The sequence below is a fragment of the Brevibacillus choshinensis genome (genome assembly GCF_016811915.1).
Classification (GTDB): domain Bacteria; phylum Bacillota; class Bacilli; order Brevibacillales; family Brevibacillaceae; genus Brevibacillus; species Brevibacillus choshinensis_A.
In genome coordinates this window covers 1,211,732-1,233,173 of sequence record NZ_CP069127.1, presented here as the reverse complement: position 1 = coordinate 1,233,173, position 21,442 = coordinate 1,211,732, and the positions used below count along the sequence as shown (strand labels likewise).

The 21,442-nt window shown below is 53.4% G+C and carries 25 protein-coding genes and 1 riboswitch; of the genes, 10 read left to right on the top strand and 15 right to left on the bottom strand.

What is annotated here, in order from left to right:
* Window positions 1-56: 56 nt before the first annotated feature.
* From cbiB to cobO, 6 genes are read right to left on the bottom strand one after another with little or no spacing between them, the layout of a single operon-like run.
* Window positions 57-1,010 (bottom strand): adenosylcobinamide-phosphate synthase CbiB, encoded by a 954-nt coding sequence (gene cbiB / locus JNE38_RS06605; RefSeq protein WP_203357438.1) that lies wholly within the window; start codon window positions 1,008-1,010, stop codon window positions 57-59.
* The gene (locus tag JNE38_RS06600) at window positions 1,010-1,630 is read right to left on the bottom strand and encodes a histidine phosphatase family protein (protein ID WP_203355811.1); all 621 of its coding nucleotides are present in this window, start codon (window positions 1,628-1,630) and stop codon (window positions 1,010-1,012) included. Before JNE38_RS06600 ends, cbiB begins: the two co-directional genes overlap by 1 nt.
* The gene (cobS, locus tag JNE38_RS06595; protein WP_203355810.1) at window positions 1,627-2,364 is read right to left on the bottom strand and encodes an adenosylcobinamide-GDP ribazoletransferase; all 738 of its coding nucleotides are present in this window, start codon (window positions 2,362-2,364) and stop codon (window positions 1,627-1,629) included. Before cobS ends, JNE38_RS06600 begins: the two co-directional genes overlap by 4 nt.
* Window positions 2,361-2,906, bottom strand: a complete 546-nt coding sequence (gene cobU, locus JNE38_RS06590) for a bifunctional adenosylcobinamide kinase/adenosylcobinamide-phosphate guanylyltransferase (protein ID WP_203355809.1) — start codon at window positions 2,904-2,906, stop codon at window positions 2,361-2,363. The genes cobS and cobU overlap by 4 nt, the downstream gene beginning before the upstream one ends.
* The gene (gene cobD, locus JNE38_RS06585) at window positions 2,907-4,010 is read right to left on the bottom strand and encodes a threonine-phosphate decarboxylase CobD (RefSeq protein WP_203355808.1); all 1,104 of its coding nucleotides are present in this window, start codon (window positions 4,008-4,010) and stop codon (window positions 2,907-2,909) included.
* Window positions 4,010-4,558 (bottom strand): cob(I)yrinic acid a,c-diamide adenosyltransferase, encoded by a 549-nt coding sequence (gene cobO / locus JNE38_RS06580; RefSeq protein ID WP_203355807.1) that lies wholly within the window; start codon window positions 4,556-4,558, stop codon window positions 4,010-4,012. Before cobO ends, cobD begins: the two co-directional genes overlap by 1 nt.
* Before the next feature lie 126 nt (window positions 4,559-4,684).
* A riboswitch (cobalamin riboswitch) is annotated at window positions 4,685-4,899 on the bottom strand.
* A gap of 118 nt (window positions 4,900-5,017) precedes the next feature.
* On the opposite strand from cobO, the gene JNE38_RS06575 reads away from it, so the two are divergent.
* From JNE38_RS06575 to JNE38_RS06535, 9 genes are all read left to right on the top strand, one after another.
* Window positions 5,018-6,058, top strand: coding sequence for a hypothetical protein (locus tag JNE38_RS06575; protein ID WP_203355806.1), 1,041 nt, complete (start codon window positions 5,018-5,020; stop codon window positions 6,056-6,058).
* Window positions 6,059-6,262: 204 nt separating this feature from the next.
* The gene (locus JNE38_RS06570; protein ID WP_203355805.1) at window positions 6,263-6,973 is read left to right on the top strand and encodes a M15 family metallopeptidase; all 711 of its coding nucleotides are present in this window, start codon (window positions 6,263-6,265) and stop codon (window positions 6,971-6,973) included.
* Between the two features lie 64 nt (window positions 6,974-7,037).
* Entirely contained in the window at window positions 7,038-8,657 is a 1,620-nt protein-coding gene (locus JNE38_RS06565) for an ABC transporter substrate-binding protein (RefSeq protein WP_203355804.1), read from the top strand.
* 25 nt (window positions 8,658-8,682) lie between these two features.
* Window positions 8,683-9,687, top strand: coding sequence for an ABC transporter permease (locus JNE38_RS06560; protein WP_203355803.1), 1,005 nt, complete (start codon window positions 8,683-8,685; stop codon window positions 9,685-9,687).
* 14 nt (window positions 9,688-9,701) lie between these two features.
* The gene (locus tag JNE38_RS06555; RefSeq protein WP_203355802.1) at window positions 9,702-10,589 is read left to right on the top strand and encodes an ABC transporter permease subunit; all 888 of its coding nucleotides are present in this window, start codon (window positions 9,702-9,704) and stop codon (window positions 10,587-10,589) included.
* Between the two features lie 20 nt (window positions 10,590-10,609).
* Window positions 10,610-11,581 carry an ABC transporter ATP-binding protein gene (locus JNE38_RS06550; RefSeq protein WP_203355801.1) on the top strand — a complete coding sequence of 324 codons (972 nt, stop codon included), beginning with the start codon at window positions 10,610-10,612 and terminating at the stop codon, window positions 11,579-11,581.
* Entirely contained in the window at window positions 11,578-12,414 is an 837-nt protein-coding gene (locus JNE38_RS06545) for an ATP-binding cassette domain-containing protein (RefSeq protein ID WP_203355800.1), read from the top strand. The genes JNE38_RS06550 and JNE38_RS06545 overlap by 4 nt, the downstream gene beginning before the upstream one ends.
* On the top strand, window positions 12,366-12,896 hold the full coding sequence (locus JNE38_RS06540) for a cupin domain-containing protein (RefSeq protein ID WP_203355799.1): 531 nt from the start codon (window positions 12,366-12,368) through the stop codon (window positions 12,894-12,896). The genes JNE38_RS06545 and JNE38_RS06540 overlap by 49 nt, the downstream gene beginning before the upstream one ends.
* Before the next feature lie 198 nt (window positions 12,897-13,094).
* Window positions 13,095-13,835, top strand: coding sequence for an MBL fold metallo-hydrolase (locus JNE38_RS06535; RefSeq protein ID WP_203355798.1), 741 nt, complete (start codon window positions 13,095-13,097; stop codon window positions 13,833-13,835).
* A 97-nt stretch (window positions 13,836-13,932) separates the two neighbouring features.
* Here the strand turns inward: JNE38_RS06535 and JNE38_RS06530 are convergent, their stop codons facing one another.
* Both JNE38_RS06530 and JNE38_RS06525 read right to left on the bottom strand, forming a co-directional pair.
* Entirely contained in the window at window positions 13,933-14,244 is a 312-nt protein-coding gene (locus tag JNE38_RS06530; RefSeq protein ID WP_203355797.1) for a hypothetical protein, read from the bottom strand.
* A gap of 94 nt (window positions 14,245-14,338) precedes the next feature.
* Complete coding sequence (locus tag JNE38_RS06525) at window positions 14,339-15,547, bottom strand: cytochrome P450 (RefSeq protein WP_203355796.1); 1,209 nt, start codon at window positions 15,545-15,547, stop codon at window positions 14,339-14,341.
* 196 nt (window positions 15,548-15,743) lie between these two features.
* Here JNE38_RS06525 and JNE38_RS06520 point away from each other — a divergent pair, with 196 nt between their 5' ends.
* Window positions 15,744-16,436 (top strand): TetR/AcrR family transcriptional regulator, encoded by a 693-nt coding sequence (locus JNE38_RS06520; RefSeq protein ID WP_428993693.1) that lies wholly within the window; start codon window positions 15,744-15,746, stop codon window positions 16,434-16,436.
* Window positions 16,437-16,517: 81 nt separating this feature from the next.
* Here the strand turns inward: JNE38_RS06520 and JNE38_RS06515 are convergent, their stop codons facing one another.
* The 7 genes from JNE38_RS06515 to JNE38_RS06485 all read right to left on the bottom strand — a co-directional run bounded on the left by JNE38_RS06515 (window position 16,518) and on the right by JNE38_RS06485 (window position 21,385).
* On the bottom strand, window positions 16,518-17,036 hold the full coding sequence (locus JNE38_RS06515) for a DUF2179 domain-containing protein (protein ID WP_203355795.1): 519 nt from the start codon (window positions 17,034-17,036) through the stop codon (window positions 16,518-16,520).
* A gap of 137 nt (window positions 17,037-17,173) precedes the next feature.
* Window positions 17,174-17,377, bottom strand: coding sequence for a hypothetical protein (locus JNE38_RS06510; protein WP_203355794.1), 204 nt, complete (start codon window positions 17,375-17,377; stop codon window positions 17,174-17,176).
* A gap of 103 nt (window positions 17,378-17,480) precedes the next feature.
* Entirely contained in the window at window positions 17,481-17,774 is a 294-nt protein-coding gene (locus tag JNE38_RS06505) for a DUF3817 domain-containing protein (protein ID WP_203355793.1), read from the bottom strand.
* A gap of 116 nt (window positions 17,775-17,890) precedes the next feature.
* Window positions 17,891-19,345, bottom strand: a complete 1,455-nt coding sequence (locus JNE38_RS06500; RefSeq protein ID WP_238933701.1) for an MDR family MFS transporter — start codon at window positions 19,343-19,345, stop codon at window positions 17,891-17,893.
* Between the two features lie 114 nt (window positions 19,346-19,459).
* On the bottom strand, window positions 19,460-19,642 hold the full coding sequence (locus JNE38_RS06495) for a hypothetical protein (RefSeq protein WP_203357826.1): 183 nt from the start codon (window positions 19,640-19,642) through the stop codon (window positions 19,460-19,462).
* A gap of 186 nt (window positions 19,643-19,828) precedes the next feature.
* Window positions 19,829-20,569, bottom strand: a complete 741-nt coding sequence (locus JNE38_RS06490) for a GNAT family N-acetyltransferase (RefSeq protein ID WP_203355791.1) — start codon at window positions 20,567-20,569, stop codon at window positions 19,829-19,831.
* A gap of 246 nt (window positions 20,570-20,815) precedes the next feature.
* Window positions 20,816-21,385 (bottom strand): FAD-dependent oxidoreductase, encoded by a 570-nt coding sequence (locus tag JNE38_RS06485; RefSeq protein ID WP_203357436.1) that lies wholly within the window; start codon window positions 21,383-21,385, stop codon window positions 20,816-20,818.
* Between the last annotated feature and the right edge of the window lie 57 nt (window positions 21,386-21,442).

The window sequence follows — 21,442 nt, the reverse complement described above, 5'->3', positions numbered from 1 at the left end:
CTTTTCACCTGCCAGTGATCCCTTTTTCGCTACAATCGATTCTATGTTGATCCACACTACCCCAGCGTGACGGCAATCGCCATGCAGACGATGAGGCATAGCAAGGAAACCAGGTACATCAACCGGACTGTCGACTGGATATCCCCCGAACGCAGCGGTCTGTGGGCATCGCCCATTCTGGCCCGATCCGACGGAACTCCCTGATAGAAATTCAGCCCGCCGAGCTGCACCCCCAGCGCCCCTGCGACACCAGCTTCCGGCAAGCCGCTGTTGGGGCTCGGATGCAGATGCGCGTCACGGCGGATCATCGCCCAGCACTGCTGATAATCCAGCTGCGCAAGCTTGCTCGCGATAACCAGCAAGAGCGCAGTGAGCCGGGCGGGAATGTAGTTCAGCACGTCGTCAAAGCGGGCGGACGCCCAGCCGAGATTTTGGTACTTTTCATTTTTGTAGCCCACCATCGAGTCCAGCGTGTTGGCTGCCCGATAGGCCATCGCCAGAGGTGCCCCTCCTATGGCCGCGTAAATCAGGGGAGAGACGATCGCGTCCACGATGTTTTCCGCTACCGTTTCCACCGCTCCCCGGCAAATGTCCGATTCATCCAAACGTTCGGTGTCGCGGCCGACCACCATGGATAGCGAACGCCTCGCCTGCGTGAAGTCGCCAACCGCCAGATGTCTCGCAATCTCAAGCCCTGCGTCCGCCAAGCCTTTGGTCGCGATCGTCGTCGATATCAGCCAGGCACTCAGCACCCAGCCAAGCAGCGGATGAACCCGCGCCGCCGCCCACACGATCAGCCATACGGCAAGGTAGCTGCCGGATACGATCAAGAGTGGAAACAGCAGTCCGGCAATTTTCAAATGCTCTTCCCTCTTGATGAGGGTGCGGATGACGCGCTCCAGCCGCGTAATCCACCAGCCGATGATGACGACCGGATGCGTCAGCCCCCGCGGTTCACCCACCACACGGTCGATCAGGTAAGCCGCTCCCAATATCAATGCCTCGTTCATCATGATCCTCTCTCGTTCGTCAGAGATTGCTTTCGAAAGCGTTGTCCGTCCCATTCCACGACAAGGACCTCTCCGTTCTTCAAGCCTTCTGTCTGCCAGTAGCGGCTGGGATCCTGCATAAGCCACTCCGCCTGGAACCAGCGGATGACGCCGCCGTGTGTAACGATAACTGCCGTGCCGGCCGGCTCACCCGAATCCATCCCCTTCAGCAATCCGCGCAGCCATTGATCCACGCGCCCGCCTAGCTCACGCAGACTTTCTCCGTTTGGCGGTGCGTACGTGAACGGATCGGCGTACCAGCGCGTGGCTCGTTCGTTATCCTTTTCCATCAACTGTTCGTATGTAAAGAGCTCCCAATCCCCAAAGGACAGCTCGCGCAGTGCGGGTACGGTCACCAGCGGGACTTTCCAGCCAGCCGCTAGGGGCTCTGCCGTCTGCACGCAACGCCGCAAATCACTGGAATAGAGCGTAACAGGAGTCTCTCCCACGCGTGCCAACCGTTTTGCCAGCTCGCCGGCCTCACGCAGGCCCGTCTCATTCAAAGCAACATCGCTATGTCCCAAATACCGCTTTTGCCGATTCATATCCGTCTCGCCATGGCGTATCCAAAGCCATCTCATGCCCACCAGCTCCCAGCGAGGACGAGCAGCATGACCGCCTCGCTGCTCTCGATCACCGCTCCATAGCAGTCTCCGTTAAGACCGCCGAGCTTGCCTGCCACCTCGCGTGAAAACCACAGAGCAAACAGCAGCGACACCGCGATCGCAGCCACCGCTGCCCACCCGCCGAGCAGCCAGCCCGCAGCAAGCAAGACGGCGTAACCGAGCCAGATCGACAGGGAGGACAGTCCTTCACTGATGCCCCTCCCGATGCCTTTCTCAGCGGATATGTACGGCCAAAAGCGGATCGCGAGGAGTACATGCGTCCTCGCTGCGAACGGCACGAGGAGCAGCAGTGCCCACTCCAAGCGAGCCAGCTCAGCCAGGGAAGCCGCTTTGAGCAGCAGTAGCAGGATGGCCGCCAGTACCCCCATTGCTCCGACTCGGCTGTCCTTCATGATCGCCAAGACCTGCTCGCGGGGACGACTGCTGCCCAGACCGTCTGCCAGATCCATCCAACCGTCCAGATGAAGGCCACCTGTGATGTACACCCATATCCCGAGCGTCAACACGGCAGCCAGCAGAGGGCTGAACAAGTAAAGGGCTGCTTGGTTAATGGCACATAGCAACAGCCCGATGACAATGCCCACTGCCGGATACCAGTTGACGCTCTTTTTCCATGCCGTCTCCGAAGGCTTTAGCCACGGCACCGGGATTCTCGTAAAAAACGATATCGCATGCCACAGCGCGCTCATCCCTTGATCCTCCAGGGAATTCCGGCCATAATGGCATAGACCGTATCAGCCTGCCGAGCTGTCAGCTGATTGACATCCCCCAGCACATCGGCAAACCAGCGCCCCAGCCTGCTCATCGCGACTCCGCCCAATCCGACCTCGCTGGTGACGGCAATGACGGTTTGGCTTTGTCCAGCTTCGGCCACGCCCGCCAACCATTCTTTCGCATCCCGCACGATTTCCTGTGTAATCGATTCGCTTCTCCATTCTGGCTCCGGCACGCTCATCAACCGGTTGCTCACCCACGTGGAGAGGCAATCGACCAGCACCACCTCATAACCGGCACTGGCGGCACGCACGTCGGCGAGCTGACCAAAAGCCTCGACACATCCCCAATGAGCGGGTCGGCGGGCCTGATGCTTCTCGATCCTCGCCGTCATCTCTTCGTCCCATGCTTCCCCTGTCGCTACGTAGATCACGGAACCGCTCGTCTTCTCGGCCAGTTCCTCCGCAAAGCGGCTTTTTCCGGAGCGTACGCCTCCTGTCACCAGGATCAGACTCACTTACGCCCACCTCCCGTCGCACCAGACATCGCGCAGGGCTTTCACCAGCCGTTCATTTTCCTTTGGACCGCGGACGGCGATCCGCACATCATGCGCAGTCAAGCCCGGATACATGGCACAGCTTCGGATCAGGATTCCTTTTTTGCCGAGGAGCGCTTGCAATTGCTCGGCGGTCTTAGAGGCCGGCGAACGCATCAGCAAAAAGTTCGCTTCCCCCGCCCAGACCTTCCAGCCGAGCTCATCTCGGATAAACCGGGTGAGGTAGTCACGTTCGAAAGCGATCAACTCGCGCGTCTTTTCCTCGTATGACTGCTCTGCAAGGCAAAGCACCCCTGCCCGCAGCGCCAATGCATTGACGCTCCAGCTCACCTGCTTTTCGCGCATGCGGCCGATCACCTCGGGATGTGCGATCGCGTAGCCGAGGCGCAGTCCGGGTATCGCGTACATCTTGGTCATCGATCGCATGAGGATGACGTGCGGAAAGCTTTCTAACCGATCCGCCAATGTAAACTGCCGCTCCTCCTCCACAAAGTCGAGAAAGGCTTCGTCTACGACCAGCCACGTCTTCGTCTGCTCAGCCCAGTCCGCCATTTTCAAGAGCTCATCCTGCTGGTACAAGACGCCTGTCGGATTGTTCGGTGAGCCTACGAAGATCAGATCGGCTTCTTCAAACAATCGATGCAGATCTCCCATATCCGGCTTGTATCCATTCTCTTCCACGCCGTAGCAGCCGACGACTCGTGCGCCGAACTGGGTGGCGAGCTGCGCGTATTCGGAAAAACACGGATAGACCACTCCGACCGTCTGCGGCGCGAGACCGAGAATCGCGATTGCCATCGCTTCTGCCGCTCCATTTGCAGACAGCAGCCATGACTGTGGCAAACCGAGGCGATCAGCCAGAGCCTGACGAAACTCACGGTGCCCAGGGTCCGGATATCTCGTCACTTCTCCGATCGAATCGACCAGCATCTGTCTGACACTCTCCGGCATCCCGAGCGGATTGATGTTGGCGCTGTAATCGAGGAACTCGCCTGGGGCCACGCCAAACCGCTCAGCCGCTGTCAGCAGGTCACCGCCATGCCCGAAGGTTTCCAGCACGCCCATCAGAATTCCACTCCCAACACAGCGGGGATTCCTTCATCGTAGTAGTGCTTGATCGGCTTCATCTCTGTCACCAGATCAGCCATGTCCATGATTTCCTGCTTGGCGCTTCGGCCCGTAATCACGAGGTGAATATGCTTCGGCCTGCTTTGGATCGTCTCCAGCACATCCGCAAGGGGCAGCACGTCATCAATAGGAAAACGGTCGATGGCCAGCGCGTTGTTCAGCTCATCGAAAATGACGACATCGTAGCCGCCGCTGAGCAGCTGTTCCTTCGCATAGTCCCACGCTTCCTTCAAGGCAGCGCGATGCTCTTCCGGCGTCTTGGTCCAGGTAAAGCCAATCCCCTTTTGCACGATCTCAATCCCGATTTTGTCAAAGACGAGCTTTTCCCCGTAGGTACGTTCCGGCGACTTGATGAACTGCACCATCAGCACTTTTTTGCCCCGACCCGTAGCCCGTACAGCGAGCCCGAGTGCAGCCGTTGTTTTTCCCTTGCCGTCTCCTGTATAGACCAGCAGCAATCCTCGTTTGGCGTCTTGTTTATTCATTGTGAATCCTCCCGCAAATCAATAAATAAAAAACGCTTCGTTCTCCCTCAAACATGAAAGGAAAACAAAGCGCGGATGGCAATCAAGCAACGATCCTCACCTCTTCCTTTGACCCGAAGGAAATCAGTGCACACACAAAAACAGGCAGGTCTCCTGGCTCGAGGATCATCACCCCTCTTCTCCTTCCCGCTCCCTATTGGGCAGTGGATGGCTGACGCCGTGAAGATGGGCTCCTCTCTTACAGTGGCGGGACCGCGTTGGCATTTCACCAAACTTCCCTTTTAACCTTGCTCCTGCAAAAGGATTTCGCAGAAACAAGGACCTGTTTGTACTAACGTATTCAATTGACGCTGTCTTCTATGACAAGCACTTGCTTTAATAATAGCAAATGCCTGTGGGGATTCAAGCAAAAGCTGGGAAAATGGTTAGGATATATCTTCCAAATAAGGAGTGAGAAAGTTGGCGGAATCATGTAAGAATCTGTCTCGTATTCGGGCTGTCTGGATGGGATTGCTCATGGTGGCCTTGCTGTTTGCGTACGTGCCGGCACAAGCAGCGGAAAAAATAGAAGTGCCGGTGAAGCTGACGGTGTTATCCGAGGAAGGTGAGCCCAAACTCGATGATGAAATCACCATCGAAGCTGTCACAGAAAAGAAAGGAGACTATTACGAGGCCTTTTTCACAAATGTCAAAGAGTCTGCTGAGACTAAGATCGTAGACGGTCATTATGTTTCGAGAGTGACTTTCCAAGCGGAATACATCGGGGAAAAGACTTTTGACTATTCCATTTCCATGCATGGAGAAGGGCAAGCATGGGTCGGCCACGCATCCGTGACCATCCGCGTCAAAGACAACATGCCTGGAGTCATTCCAAGTGTGGATTCTGGTTTCGTGATCTCCCCGTCTAAGAATCTGATCGTCGGACAAAAAATCAAATTTACCGTGACTACGCCCTACAAAGGGGAAATAACAAAAGAAGGGAATTTTCACTTTTACTCCATGAACTCAGTGGATGACACGCAAAAAGTCGAGCAAGTCCGCACCGTACGCAGAGGAAACTTTTATGTAACGACCGGCTACTTTACGCCGAAAATACCGGGAACGTATATGCCTTTCTTTTTCAATAAGATGCAGGATGAAAAGACAAAAGAAGTATGGGAGGGTATAGGATTCTACAAATTCGAAGTCAAAGAAAACCCCACCATCGCCGTCTCCCTCTCCCCTAACACGGCTTATATGAAAGCAGGGGAAGAAATCTATCTGACTGTCACTTATCCCTTGAACAAGGATTCGGGTTCCTCCGAGCACTACATGTCGTGGAACAATCCGAGCGTAGTCCAGTTCATCGGTACCTACGATGACGACCTTCGCGGATACAAATACATCTACCGCTTCAAGCCCGCGAAAAAGGGAACGTACACCCTCGAAGTCAGCGTCAAGCAAGACTCGAGCGGCCAAATACGAGTAGGCAAAGCAAAAACCAAAATCTACGTTCGTTAGAAAAAAACGATGAAAATGCAAAAAAGCGAGTGCCCCGCAAGCTGTCCACGGCTTGAAGAGGCACTTTTTTCATGTACTCCGACTCATAATTGCAGAAAATTAAATATAATTACAGTTTACTAAAAACCCTTTTTCCGCTACGATATTTCCTAAAGTCGCCCAATTCTTTCAAACAATCAAACCTGCCCAAGGAGGTGAACGAAAATGAACTATCCTCGCATTCCAGCCATACACGATGACCGGACAGCTTTCACGCCTCCTGTGATCGAATGCGGCGAAGCGATGGTCCCTCTCTCTACCTTGTCTCCCAGAATCACAGTCTATCCCGCTTACTACCATCTCGGCTATGCGGGCACCCAGACCGAAGCCTATTTGCGCAAGGGAGCGGCGGACAGACTGGCACTTGCCGCCGAACGGCTTCCAGACGGCTTGCAGCTGGTCGTGTTCGATGGCTGGCGTTCCTATGAAGTACAAGCATCCTTGTACGAAGGATTCCGCCAAGACCTGCTCTCACAAGGCTGGACGGATGAAGAAGCGATTACCCGGGAGCTCAGCAAATTCGTCGCAAAGCCTACGACCGATATTCAAATCCCTTCTCCCCACCTCTCTGGTGGAGCGGTCGACCTGACTATCGCCGGACCAGGCGGCTGGCTGGACATGGGGACGGATTTTGACGATTTTACCGAGTTGGCGATGACCCGCCACTTCGAGGAGCTCGCGGAGCCTACTGAAAAAGATTTGGAGATTCAGAGCAACCGCCGTCTTCTTTACCACGTCATGATCAGCGCCGGATTCACGAACTACTCCCATGAATGGTGGCACTACGAGTACGGTACTCGCTCCTGGGCCCGTCAGACTAACAGCCAGCCGATCTACGGCGGGATTTTGGAAATGAACGAAAAAATTGTTGAATAAGGTCAATATTTGCAATATATTAAAAATTAATTAAATATATTATAGTCTTTGGGGGTCGAATTCATTGAAGCGTCGATGGTCATCTCTCTTCACTTCTTCCCTGCTCGTCCTCTCCCTGATGGTTTCCGCGTGCAGCAGCGCGCCAGCGAACCAGTCCCAGGGTGAGGCCAAGCCAGCGGAAAGCAAACCTGCCGAGGCAGCGAAGCCTGCGTCAACTACTCCGGCTGACACGCTGTTCGTAGGGATCACTTCCGATCAAGGCACACTCGATCCAGCCGTCACCTTTGACAACAGCGCATGGAAAATCACCTATCCTACCTACCAGCGTCTGGTCGAGTACGACGGTGAGACGACCGAAGTGAAGCCGGGTCTGGCAAAAGAATGGAAAGTGAGCGAAGACGGTCTTACCTGGACCTTCACTCTCGCGGAAGGCAACAAATTCTCGGACGGCACTCCCGTTACCGCCGAAGCAGTGAAATTCACCTTTGACCGTACTCTCAAAATCAAAAAAGGTCCTGCTGACGTCTACAGTGTGATCAAAGAAGTAAAAGTAGACTCCCCGACCAGCGTCACATTCGTTCTCTCGAAGAACTTCCCGCCGTTCCTTTCCACCCTGGCAGCGAACTATGGCGGCATCGTCAATCCGAAGGTCATGGAAAAAGAACAAAATGGTGATCTCGGCCAAAACTTCCTCGCAAACAACACCATGGGCAGCGGTCCCTATCAGCTCACCGAATGGAGAAAAGGCGAATACCTCAAGCTGACTCTCAACCCGAACTCATCTGTGAAGCCTGCACTCCAAAACATCTTCTTTAAAATCATCCCAGATGCTACTGCACAACGCTTGCAGCTCGAACAAGGCGAGATCGACATCGCCGAAGGGATTCCAAACGAGCAGCTCAAAGCACTCAAAGATCTGCCGAACGTCGATGTCCTGCAAAAGCCGAGCCTCTTTGTCGACTACATCTACGTAAACTCCTCCAAAGGCAATCCGGCTCTGCAAAATCCAAAAGTACGCCAAGCGCTTAGCTACGCAATCGATTACGATGCCCTGACCGAATCCGTCCAAGAAGGCTACGCTACCCAAATGCGCGGTCCGATTCCAAAAGGCCTGTGGGGCTACGACGAATCCGCTCCTCAATACAAGCGCGATGTGGAAAAAGCGAAAGCACTGCTGGCTGAAGCAGGCGCTGCCAACCTGACGATCGATCTCTTGTACTCCGACAACAAAGCCTGGTGGGAAACAGAAGCACTCGCTCTGCAAGCCTTTTTCTCTGACATCGGCGTGAAGCTGAACCTGAAGAAGATTGCGTATGCGACTTCCCGCGAAATGATCGACAAAGGGGAGTTTGACCTCGCCATGGGTGTATGGAGCCCTGACTTCGGCGATCCGTACATGTTCATGAACTACTGGTTCGATTCCGTCAATTTCGGCCTCGCCGGAAACCGCGCGTTCTACAAGAACGGCAAGGTGGACGAGCTGGTACGCAAAGCCGCTTCCATCAACGACAAGGCCGAGCGTGAAAAGCTGTACAAGGAAGCTCAACTGATCACGATCGACGAAGCTCCATACCTCTATCTGTACCAAAAAGATTTCTTGCTCCCTGTCAGCAAGTCCGTAAAAGGCTTTGTTTACAACCCGATGCTGGAGGGGATTTACAACCTCGCCGAAATGTCCAAATAAAGCCGTTTGAAGGAGTGCTTTCCTCATGAGACAAATCATCACCAAACGCCTCTCCATGCTCGTGCTGGTCCTGTTGGGTGTGACGCTCATCACGTTTTTTCTCTCTCACGTCATCCCAGGTGATCCAGCTCGAATGATGGTTGGGCAACGCGCCAGTGAGGAAACGCTGCAGGAAGTCCGCCGTCAATTGGGCCTAGACCAGCCGGTCTGGGTCCAATATTTTACCTACATGCAAGGACTTCTCGCAGGTGACTTCGGCGACTCGATCCGTACGCAGCAGCCCGTTGTCGACGATCTGATCAAATTCTTCCCTGCCACACTGGAGCTTGCCTTGACCGCATTCATCATCGCGATCGTCATCGGTATTCCTATCGGCATCCTGTCCGCCGTGAGAAAAGATACAGGCTGGGATCACGCCGGGCGCTTCTTTTCTATCGCCGGCATCTCTACTCCCGTATTTTGGAGCGGACTGATTGGCATTTTGATTTTTTACAAGTTTTTCGATCTGCTGCCCTCGAGCGGCCGCATCGATCTGACGGTTACACCCCCACCCACCATCACGGGACTGTACCTCTTTGACAGCCTCGTGACGGGAAATTGGTCCGCTTTCGGCAACAGCCTGTGGCATCTGGCCCTGCCTGCTTGCACGCTCGCTTTTGCCCAGCTGGCTATCGTCACCCGTCAGGTGCGTGCCAGCATGCTTGAGGTCCTCGGCCAAGAATACATCCGGACCGCCCTTGCAAACGGCATTCACGGCCCGGTCCTGCTATTTCGCTACGCCCTGCGCAATGCCCTGATTCCTACCATTACCGTCGTCGGTCTGTCGTTCGGTTCCCTCTTGGGCGGAGCGGTGGTCACGGAGACGATCTTCAGCTGGCCCGGCATGGGCAAGTACGTCGTCGAATCCATCGCTTTTCTCGACTTCCCGGCGATCATGGGCTTTACCTTTGTCATTTCGTTCGGGTACGTGATCATCAACCTGCTCGTTGACCTTACTTACTACGCACTCGATCCACAAATCAAGGAATAGAAAGGGGATATCCGATGTCTGGCATGACTGCGAAAACAGAAAGCATTTCAGGACTGGCAACCACGAAGACGGTCAACCCCTTTTGGTATAAAATCCGCAGAAATCCGCTGACGCTGTTCGGCTTGTTTCTGCTTCTCGTCATCCTGCTGGCTTCGATCTGTGCACCTTTGATCAGCTCATACGATCCGACCAAGATCAACATCACGCAGCGTTTCGCACCACCGAGCAGCGAGCATTGGTTTGGGACCGATGAAGTCGGCAGAGACATTTTCACCCGCATTCTGTACGGTGCCCGCCTTTCGCTAGGTGTCGGCGTCGCGGTCGTATTCGGAGCAGGCCTGATCGGTACCGTGATCGGCGCGATCTCCGGCTATTTCGGCGGCAAGCTCGATCAAATCATCATGCGCCTCATGGATATCGTGCTCGCGTTTCCCTCTCTCGTCTTGGCCATGGCGGTAGCAGCTACCCTCGGTCCCAATTTGCAAAACGCCATGCTCGCCATTGCCATCATCAAAATTCCTGTTTACGTCCGTCTGGCGCGTGCCGAAACGCTCGCCCTGCGGGAAAAGCTGTTTGTCAAAGCGGCAGTCACGTTTGGAATCAAGCCTTGGCGCATTATTGCCCGTCATATCATCCCTAACGCTCTCTCTCCCGTCGTCATCCAGGTCACTCTGGATATCGGCGACGCCATCCTGCTGGTCGCAACGCTAGGCTTCCTCGGTCTGGGTGCACAACCTCCGACACCGGAATGGGGCGCGATGATCAGTATTGGCTGGAAGTACTTGTTGGACTACTGGTGGTACCCGACATTTCCCGGGCTTGCGTTATTTTTGGCTTCCTGCGGCTTTAATCTGATCGGCGACGGAATCCGGGATATCCTCGATCCAAAAGCCAACCGGTAAAATGAAGGGAGTAATGGCACATGCTGCTGGAAATCAAGGAACTAACCGTAGAGTTTTCGTCGATGCATGACAAAATCAAAGCGTTGAAAAACGTCTCGATCTCCATTGATCAAGGAGAAATCGTCGGGATCGTCGGAGAATCGGGCTCCGGCAAATCCGTCACTGCCCTGACCATTTTAGGACTGCTGGAAAAGAATGCGTCCATTCCTTCCGGCTCCGTTACCTATAAAGGGAGGAATATCCTCTCGCTCGATAAAAAGGCACTGCAGGCATTGCGCGGAAAAGAGATCGGCATGGTCTTTCAGGAGCCGATGACTGCCCTGCACCCTACCATGCGCATCGGCGATCAGCTCGCAGAAGTCATCCATCGCCACCGCAAAATTTCCTATCGGGAAGCGTACCAGCAAGCCATCATCAGCTTGGCGGAGGTACAGATCAACGATCCCGAGCTCGTCGCCCGCAAATTTCCGTTTGAACTGAGCGGCGGCATGAGGCAGCGGGTCGTCATTGCACTCGCGATGTCCGCGCCTCCTGACCTCTTGATTGCGGATGAACCGACCACAGCGTTGGACGTGACGATTCAGCACGAGATCCTCAAGCTCATGCAGGACCTCGCGGCAAAACGCGGGACCTCCGTCATGCTGATCACACACGATCTCGGCGTGGTCGCACAGGTGTGCAAGCGCGTCGTGGTCATGTACGCTGGCGAAGTCGTCGAGACAGGCACGACAGAGGAAGTACTGCGCCAGCCCAAACACCCTTATACCAAAGCACTGATTGGCGCCCTCCCTGATCTGGCACAGCCGGACCAGCCGCTCTCGGCGATTCCCGGCGAATCCCCCGACCTGCGCAACCGGCCGCGCGGATGCGTCTTTGCTTCCCGCTGTGCGGACTCGCTGCCCATTTGTCTGGAGGAGCCTCCCGTACTGGAGCAGGCGTTTATCGGAGCAACCACCCATCAAGTGGCTTGCTGGAGGAGGGAAGCGGAATGAATCCGTTGCTGCAAGTATCTGGTATCGGCAAGGAATATCGAAAAGGCACGCAAAGCTTTCACGCGGTTTCCGGGGTCGATTTTTCCATCTCTCGAGGGGAGACCTTCGGCTTGATCGGGGAATCCGGCTCAGGGAAAAGCACCATCGGCAAGATGATTACCGGTTTGGAGCATCCTACAGCCGGGACCGTTCTCTACGAAGGGGCTAGCCTTTGGAATGGCCAGAAATTCAATCGACTGAAGCCGGGAGAAATGCAAATCGTCTTCCAGGACCCGCAATCCTCGCTAGACCCTCGCATGCGCGTGCAAGCGATCATCCAGGAGCCGCTGCAGGCTTTACCTGCGGCAGAGCGAAAAGCAAAAGGAACGACCGAGCGGCTGCATGCTCTGATTACGCGCGTCGGGCTGAAAGTCGAGCATCTGAACCGCTTCCCTCATGAATTCAGCGGCGGACAGCGTCAAAGGATCGCCATCGCCCGCGCCTTGATTACCGATCCTGCATTCGTCGTTCTAGACGAACCGACTTCCGCCCTGGATGTCTCGGTGCAGGCACACGTCCTGAACCTCTTGCAGGAGCTGAAGCGCGAGCGCAATCTCACGTATTTGTTCATCTCGCATAACATGAGTGTCATTCGCTACATGTGCGATCGGATGGCGGTCATGCAAAAAGGCCGCATCGTGGAAACCGGAACGGTAGCCGACATTTTTACAAACCCGAGGGACCCGTACACCCAAACCTTGCTGTCCACCCTACCTAGTCTCCATGCAAAGAAGGTTGATAATGAATGTTTAACGGAGCAGAGCTACGAGAAATCCGCAAGCAAAAGCAGCTGACCCTGCAAAATCTCGCTGATAAGACCGGCCTCAGCATGAGCTTGTTGTCACAGATCGAACGCGGACTGGTAGACCCCACCGTGGGCACCTTCTGGAAAATCTGTTCCGCTTTGGAAGTACCGATCAACCATTTCTTCCGTGTGAAAGATGACCACGAGCCTGTCATCCGCAAAGGGCTGCACAAGATAATTCAACTGAAAAATACGATGACCAAGTACCATGTGCTCACCCCCTTGCACGAAGGCAAAATCGAATTCCTGCTGATCGAGATCGAACCGGGCGAAACGCTGGAGCAGGAGCAAATCTCTCATTCCGGCGAAGAGTGCGGATACATTTTGCAGGGCGAATTAAAAGTGCTGCTGGCTGATCGGGAATATCATCTGTATGAAGGCGATAGCATTGGCTTCAACAGCACGTCCCCCCACCGCTTTATCAATCCCGGAAAGTCGGCTTCGCTGGCTGTTTGGGCTCGGGCGACTTAGCCATCAAGCGGGGGGCCGCTCCTCTGATTCATTGGCTTTTGCTTTTGGGAAATCCAAAGCAAAAAGCCTTTTTTCATACCCTTTCATCATAACCTATAAAATAATTATTTACAGGTTATAATCCCTTTGATAAGATCTACTCAACAAACCATAAATGCCAATTTTTACTGGTTATAAAATTGAGGAGGGTGATTCGAAATGAACATTCAGCGACTTCCATGGGCAGGTATCCGTATCTCTTCCGGTGATTTCACGATCGCGATTGATCCTGTGAGCCGAATACCTGAGAAATTCGGAAAGTCACGCGAGCCCATGTATCCTCTGGAGTATTTCGGGAAAGTGGATGCCGTACTCGTTACCCACCTGCATGACGACCATTTTGATCCGGCTGCCATAACAGCGACATACGGAGCTTCGGTCCCTGTCTACGTCCCGGCTGAAGTCGCGGATACGGCACGGGCGGCAGGTCTGACAAATGTCATCGGCGCAGACGTTGGCACGACCTACAAGCTCGGGAATGGCGTGACGGCTACAGCCGCTCCTTCCGTTGACGGAGTGGGTGATGTGCAGATTGCGTGGATCGTGGAGGGAGCCGACCACAGAGTCATACATTGCGGGGATACGCTGTGGCACGGCTATTGGTGGAAAATCGCTCAGACGTACGGACCGTTCCACGCTGCTTTTCTGCCAGTCAATGGTGCCGTGCTCGAGCTGCCAGGCAGAATGCCTAGCGCCCAGCCCATCTGCCTGACGCCTGAGCAGGCGGTCTCTGCCGCTGCCATTCTCGGCGCTGAGATGCTCATCCCGATTCATTACGGAGCGGTGCACTATCCCCCAATCTACACGGAGACACCGGATATCGTGCCTCGTCTGACAGCAGCCGCCGAAGGAAAAGTAAAGCTCTCCCTTTTGAAGCCGACCGAGACGCTGGCGCTGTAAAACTTCCCCTCTTTTTCATCAGGGCTTCGCACTGCACACAAAAAGACCGCACGATCTCCCGGATCATGCGGTCTTCCTTTTCCCTCGTCGACGCAGCTCAATCGTAGCGTTCGTCCTCTATCCTCGTCTGTCCCTCCACGATCAGCTCCAGCTCGGTCTCGAAGTTCAGCATGAGCTCGACTGGCAAAAGGTCCGTGATTTCTTCTACTTCAGGCAGACGCAAAGCCTCATCAAGTGTGGCAGGCTTCTGGTCCAGCTGGTTGAACCAGCTGCGCAGCTTCTCCATCCATGCATAAAAGGAAGCTTCAAATTGTTCGGCTTCATCCCCCGCGTCATCCTCGTGGCTTTTCTTCATTTTTTCCCAATTGGCGAGCACCGTTTGCAAAGCTTTTTCCACTGTCGCATCCATTGTATCACCCTCCCGAAATGCAAGCTGCCGTCCTTTCATTATGAACGCTTAGCATCCGGTTTGCCATCTCAAGCCTCGCTGCCACTGATCCAAATCAAGGTTCGATGACAATGGGCAGGCTGGTCAGCGTAAATCCGTGCGAGACGAGATGGTCCCAAGGGCGGTATCCCTCAGCGATCCGAATATTGGAGAACTGCTTGATAAAAGAAGTCAACGCGTACTGCGCTTCCAATCTCGCCAGAGGGGCGCCCAGGCAAAAGTGCTGCCCGTTGCCAAACGAGAGGTGCTCTTTGCTGTTTTGCCGGTGAATATCAAAGGCTTCTCCATTTACAAACTGCCGCTCGTCACGGTTCGCAGAAGAAATCCAAACGATCACCGCCTCACCGCGCTTCATCGGCACTCCGAGCACATCGGTGTCTTCCTTCACGGCCCTGTCGAGGCTGGCGATAAAATGATAGCGAAGCACCTCTTCGGCAGCCTGCGGAATCAGCTCTGGCTGTTTTCGCAGCTCTCCGTACACTCCCTTGCTGGCAAAGTAGTAGAAGCACTGTGTCAGCCAGGTTGTCGTTGTCTCGTTCCCCGCTCCCAACAGCCCGATACCCGATCCGACTACTTCCTCATCCGTCAGCTTCGCTCCCTCGTATTCGGCCTGTGTCAGGTCCGACAGGATGTCATCTTGCGGCTGACGTCGCTTTTGCTGGACCAGGGGCAGCAAGTACTCTCCAAAATCCTTCATCGCTTTTGCCTTTTGCTTTGTCACCTCTTCCAGCCCTTCCTGATGATGCGGCAGGAACAAAATATCCGACCATTCCTTGATCTTCTCCCAATCCGTGTTGGGTACACCGAGCAAGTCCGCGATGATCGTCACCGGGAGTCGAACCGCAAACCGCTCGTAAATATCCACCGGCTTGGACAGATCCTCCGCTAGCAATCCTTGAATCAGAGAGTCGACGACGGACTGAATGCGCGGCTTCCAGGTATCCAGGCTGCGGGGCGTAAAGGCACTCGCAAGCAATCCACGGCGCTTTCGATGCTCGGGTGGATCGACTGAGGTGAGATTGATGCTGCTATCCAGTTGAATCGGAATCGTGCTGCGTTCCCGCTCACTGGTGAAGACTTTATAATCTGAGAGTGCCCGCTTGACGTCTTCATAGCGGAAAAGATTCCACACCTGCTGTTCCTCATCAAAATAAATCGGGTTGTTCTCCCGCATCTCGCGGTACCATGGAAACGGATTCCAACGCTCCTCATTCGTCTCCAGCTTGGAAATGCCACTCAAAAAAATGATCTCCTTGCCTCGCATGCTGCTTCCTCCTCACCGCCTGGCATGATGTGTTTTCACGTGCCGCTCTTTGGCGTTACCTATTTTGTCCTGCCTCCCCAATCCTTACCCGCCAGATGCGCCGCTCCTGCAAGAACCCGTTTTCTTGTGTGGCCGTCCATAGTACACTATCAGTAAATCTATGCACGGCTCTTGGCTTGGCAAGTAGGATAAGGTGATGACGGTGAGCAAAAACAAAACGATTCAACGAACGCGCATGTGGAAATATTTCGTGGAAGCTACGGCCCAAATTATTCAGGAGGAGGGCGTACCAAACGTCACGATCCGCAAAGTTGCCGACCTGGCCGGCTACAACAGTGCGACGATCTACAATTACTTCAGCGAGCTTTCCCACCTCGTGTTTTTCGCGTCCATGAAATTTCTCAAGCCGTATACAGATGCGGCCATCCAGGTCTATCGCGAACCAGGCTTGACGGCACAGGAACGTTACTTGCGGGTGTGGGAAATCTTTTGTCAGCATTCCTTTGAAAATCCGCAAATCTTTCATGCGATCTTCATAGCCGATCTGGGAAGTCAGCCTGAGGAGCTGCTGGACCACTACTACAGTGTCTATCCAGCTGATCTCATTGCGGTTCCAGACGAGCTGCAGCAGATGCTGGGCACGCCCAACATTACCCAACGGGGTCTCTTCAGCCTCGAGCTGCTCGTCAAGGAAGGGCATTTGCAGCAGGAGAACATCGCGGCGATCAACGAGCTGACCCTGCTCATCTGGCAAGGCATGTTTACGTCTTTCCTGAACAACCGCAGCCGTTATTCACCGGACGAAGCGACCCGTCATACGGTGCGCTACATTCGGGAAATCGTGCAAAACGCCAATCAGATGCACCTGGCGGATGAAGCCGTCCAGTAAATAGGAAAGCCAGCGAAGATCCCCACTCTATAGGGATTCGCTGGCTTGTTTTGATTTTTACCAGTTGTAAAATGGTCGTGCTCAAGGGCGCAGGCGCTTCACCCAGAAACCGCCTTTCAGCTGCTTCGGTTCAAGTGAAATGACAAACGCTTTGGGCGCAATCTCGTAGATGTGATTCCACAGTTTTTTTTCATTCGTGCGCTTGGTCAGTACCTGCATCATCAAGCGCGGGCCATCACGGCCTTCTGCCACCCAGGAGGTCACTCCGAATCCACTCTGACGCAGCTTGTCAGGTAGCTCCAGATCGACTGAATCTACCACCACTTGCAGCGTGACATAACCGAGAGCCAAAATCTCCTCGATCTTGCTTCCGACAAATACACCCAATCCCCATCCGATGCAATAAGCCGCCAAATTGACCGGATTGTCCAGATTATCCAGAACCAGACCCAATCCTTTCAAATAAACGAATACCTCGACCATTGCTACGAGAGACGCCAAAAAACGATACCCTTTGATCACCATCAGCAGTCGCAGTGTAAAAAACGACACATACGTAATGTTGATCCCGATGATGATCAAAATAAACTCCCAAGCCATTGCGCTCCTACCCCCACCCGAACCGGGCAATCCTGTATTTTCGTAATCGTGATTATAATATAATCCATGAAAAATACAAAATCTAGTTCAAAAAAATTGAACGGGAGAGCAGCGTGCTCCAAAGGCCATGCTGCCGCCTACACAAAGCATCTGGCGATGACATTCATTCCTTTGTGCAGCTCAGCCAGCTCATCTGTCGCCAGCTTTTCCTCGGTTTCCGTCAAGGTAATGATCTGCGGGAGCACCAATAAGTACCGGTCCTCCATCAAGGTTTCGAGATAATACTGTCCATCCTTGTCCCACGAAAGAACACCTGCCAAAATCCGGGTCTCCACACGCATCCTCCCTCTCCATCCACTCTTTCGACTTTATTTAGCGATATAAGCAAAGACGGGTACCATTACCCGCCTTTGCTTTGATTTCTCTCGATTCTTGTTGTCCGTTTTACGATTGCTCGTTCTTGATGCGTGCATCCAGCACGAAATTGCCAAAAGGCAGCAGTGACGCAATAAAGGCACCCGCGACTTTCAGAATGGACCATCTGTTCGTAAACGTCACATGGGCGAGAGCCAGAATATAGAGCACGAAAAACAATCCGTGCAAGGAACCGGCGATTTTGACAGCAGCCGGCATATCGAGGAAATACTTCAACGGCATCGCGATGCCGAGCAGCACCAAATACGAAATCCCTTCAATGATCCCAATGACGCGAAATCGTCCGAGAGCGGAATTCATCATGAGCAGATACCATCCTTGAAAGTGATTACCATCATTATAAATGAAATACTATCAAAAGAATGATAATTGTCCAATGTTCATAATAATTTCAAAATCACCGCCCCGTTCCTATCCCTCTACTCGCGTCCTGGTTTGGGCTGCGGTGCCACGGCGCGTTCATTGCCCATCAGCAGGATGCAGACGACCGCAAGCACAGCCGGCACCAATGCCCACATGAACGTTTGCGCGATGGACGAAGCGAGAAAATCCGTGATCTTCTCCAGAATCGGGGCAGGAATCGCCGCTCTCGTCTCCGGTGTCAGAATGGCTCGCGGGTCCGCGACAACGGCACCGGTTACTCCTTCCTGACCGGCAAACGCTCGCGTCATGTCGTTCTCAAACAGGTTGCGCTGAATAATCCCGAAAACCGTAATGCCCAGTGTCATCCCCAGCGAGCGGAAAAACGAACCTGTAGAGCTGGCAGAGCCTCGCTGACGCATGTCAAATCCATGAATCGCCGCCATACCGAGCACCGAAAAGGAAAAGCCCACGCCAAACCCTGTCAAAATCATATAGATCGTGACCAGCCAGCGAGGCAAGTCAGGCGAAAGCGTGCTCAGCAAGAAAATGCCTGGGAGGAAAAACACAGCAGAGAGCAGCATGATATTGCGAAAGCTTGTTTTTGTCGTCAGAAGCCCACCTATCTGGCTTCCAGCTACCGACCCCAGCATCATGGGAGTCAAAAGCAAACCCGAATTCGTAGCCGATCCCCCGTATACCCCTTGAATAAAAATCGGCAGGTACACGGTCGTAATAATGAAGGCGGCACCGTACAGAAGCGCTACGGCATTGGTCGCAGCAAACAGGCGGCGTTTGAACATCGAGAAAGAAAGGATCGGCTCCGCTGCCTTTGTTTCAATGATGAGGAACAGGATAAAGAGAACGGCGAAGCTCACGAGGAGCCCGAGAATCTGCACGGAATTCCATGCGTATTGATTGCCTCCCAGCTCGAGCGAGAACATCAGACTGACGACGGCTCCGACAAGCGTTATCGCGCCCCACCAGTCGATGCTCAGCTTGCGATGCTCAAGCGACTCTTTGTAGTAAACCGTGATGAACCACAGAGAGAGGATGCCGATCGGCACGTTGATGTAAAAAATCCAGTGCCAGCCGAAGTACTCTGTTATGTACGCGCCAAGCAGCGGCCCCAGCACACTGGATGTCCCGAACACTGCTCCGAACAACCCCGTCATTTTCCCCCGCTTTTCCGGCGGGAACACATCAAAGATGATCGTAAAGGCAATCGGCATCAGCGCGCCTCCGCCAATCCCCTGAATCGCTCGGTAAATGCTCAGCTCTACAATCGTGCCAGCCGTACCGCACAGGATGGACCCGAGCAAGAAGACGACCAGCCCAAAAACATAAAATCGTTTGCGTCCGTACATGTCGGACAGCTTTCCAAAGATCGGCATCCCGGCCATCGTGGCGACCATGTACGCCGACGTCACCCAGACGAACTTATCCAGCCCGCCCATCTCACCCACAATCGTCCCCATGGCTGTCGCTACGATCGTATTGTCCATCGACGCCATCAGCAGGCCCAGCAATAGACCCGCCAGGACGAAATTGACTTTGCTCTGGCTTTCCTTGGTGATCAATCCATTCCCTCCAAATATTTCAAATTGGACTAGTATCCCTTATTATATTCAAATTTGACCACTTTTCCGCAAAAAAAATGCTCCTGCATGAGGAACATGTGAAATGACATCCGGTCGGACGCCTGCTTCGTTTTTCTGATCGGCTTTTACCTCTTTGATTAACGTCGGCCACAGGTATGCATTGAAGCCTAGCAACGCCACCATGAGCGCGATTCCTGCTGCTTTTTTCATATCCACATTCTCCGTTGCCTGCAAGATTTTCGGTGTAAATAGTACGAGGACGCAAGAACCATTGTAGGAAAATTGTACGATATCGATCGAATGATCTCCACAATTATCGACAGACCTCCCTGTTTCCCGTCCTCGTAGACACCTTACAAACAATCGAAGTTGGAGCAACCAGCAGGAACACGAGCCTTACAAGAAGTGCTGCATCCAAATATTCGGTTCTATATACACCGCTTCGTCCTTTTCCACTTCAATCAGCACCGGGGTCAGCGCATCCGGAATGATGTAGGTTCCCGTCTCGGGAAACCTCATCCCTGTCCAGCTCTCCCACTGTGCTACATTCCCTCTGATGAACATCGATTCGGCAGCCACCTGCATGATTTTTGCCCCCAGCTTCCAATGTGTGCGCACCCACGGATCGAACGGGGCTCCTTCTGGGGTTTGCCACCCGATGTACGTGTCCATTGGCGTGAGCGGGTACTTGTGTTTCAACGACGGGCGCACAGGAGCCAGCATGTACGTGAGTCCATTTTGTCTGGCAATCTCTTTCATGGCCGTCACCATCTGCCTGCTGAGACCGAGCCCGCGGTATGCTGGATGGATCGAGATCGAGAGAGCCGACAGCGTATTAGGCTGCTGCTCCTGGCGGTACCCTTCAATCCCTCGCAGGAAAACGTCATCCCATCCTTTGGGAAGGTCCGCTGCCGTGCCATCCCAATAAAATGGAATCGCGTTTCCTACTGCCATCACCTTGTCATTCTCATCAGTCAAGACGTATTGATAGGAAGCGAACCACTCATTCAAATGCTCGTAATACTGGTTCGCTACCTCATCATTCAGCATAAAGGCAGACCAACTTGCTTCGAGTACTTCCCCGATTTGATCATCCAGATCGGTCCGTTGTGCGTAAGTGTATATGTTGTATGCCATCCTGGTATCCTCCTGGTCCTATCCAGATTTTTGTTTATGGATCTATCATCGCATTCCATTCCAGCGGATGATTTGCCATTGTTTACCTATTCGATTTCATTCAAAAATCCCCTGCTTCCTCTCACAAACTCTCACTCTAGCGAGGGAACATCCACGAAAACTAATAGGAATAGCAGATACCAGCTGATGGACATAAAAAAACCAGCCACACTTTGAATGTGTGAACTGGTCTTTTGATCCATATGATTAGTTTGTCTTCAAAACATCATGGTCGACATAGCGCTCGCCATTCAGCTCGCTGATGACATTGATCGCCACTTTCGCCCCATCACCTGCCGTAATGATCGTATGTACGCTTACACCAGCGCACGTGCCTGCTGCCCAGATACCCGCTACGTTTGTTTTTCCTTGGGCATCGACATCTACGACGGTTTTGATGCGGGGCTCTGTGCCATCTTTGGTTGCTACGCCAGCTTTTCCAGCCAACTCAACCACCGCACCTGTTGCCAGAATCACATGCTTTGCTTCGAAGGATCCTTTTTCTGCCGTTTCGATCGTTACGCCTTGCTCACTTTTCGAAACATTGGTCACTTGATCTGTGATCAGCTCAGCGCCGAATTTCGCCGCTTGCTTTTTGCCGATCTCGATCAGGTCAGGGCCAGTCATTTCAAGTACGCCGTAATGGTTTTCCAGCCATGCGCGCTTTGTCATGCTTTTATCGTTGTCGATCAACAGCGTTTTCTTTCCCGCTTTTGCTGCGAACAGCGCTGCGCTTCCTCCTGCTGGGCCTCCACCAATAATCACGATATCGTACATCATAATCTCCCCTTTCCAAATTGTGTTTCACAACATAATTATATACTTTGTAGAAAA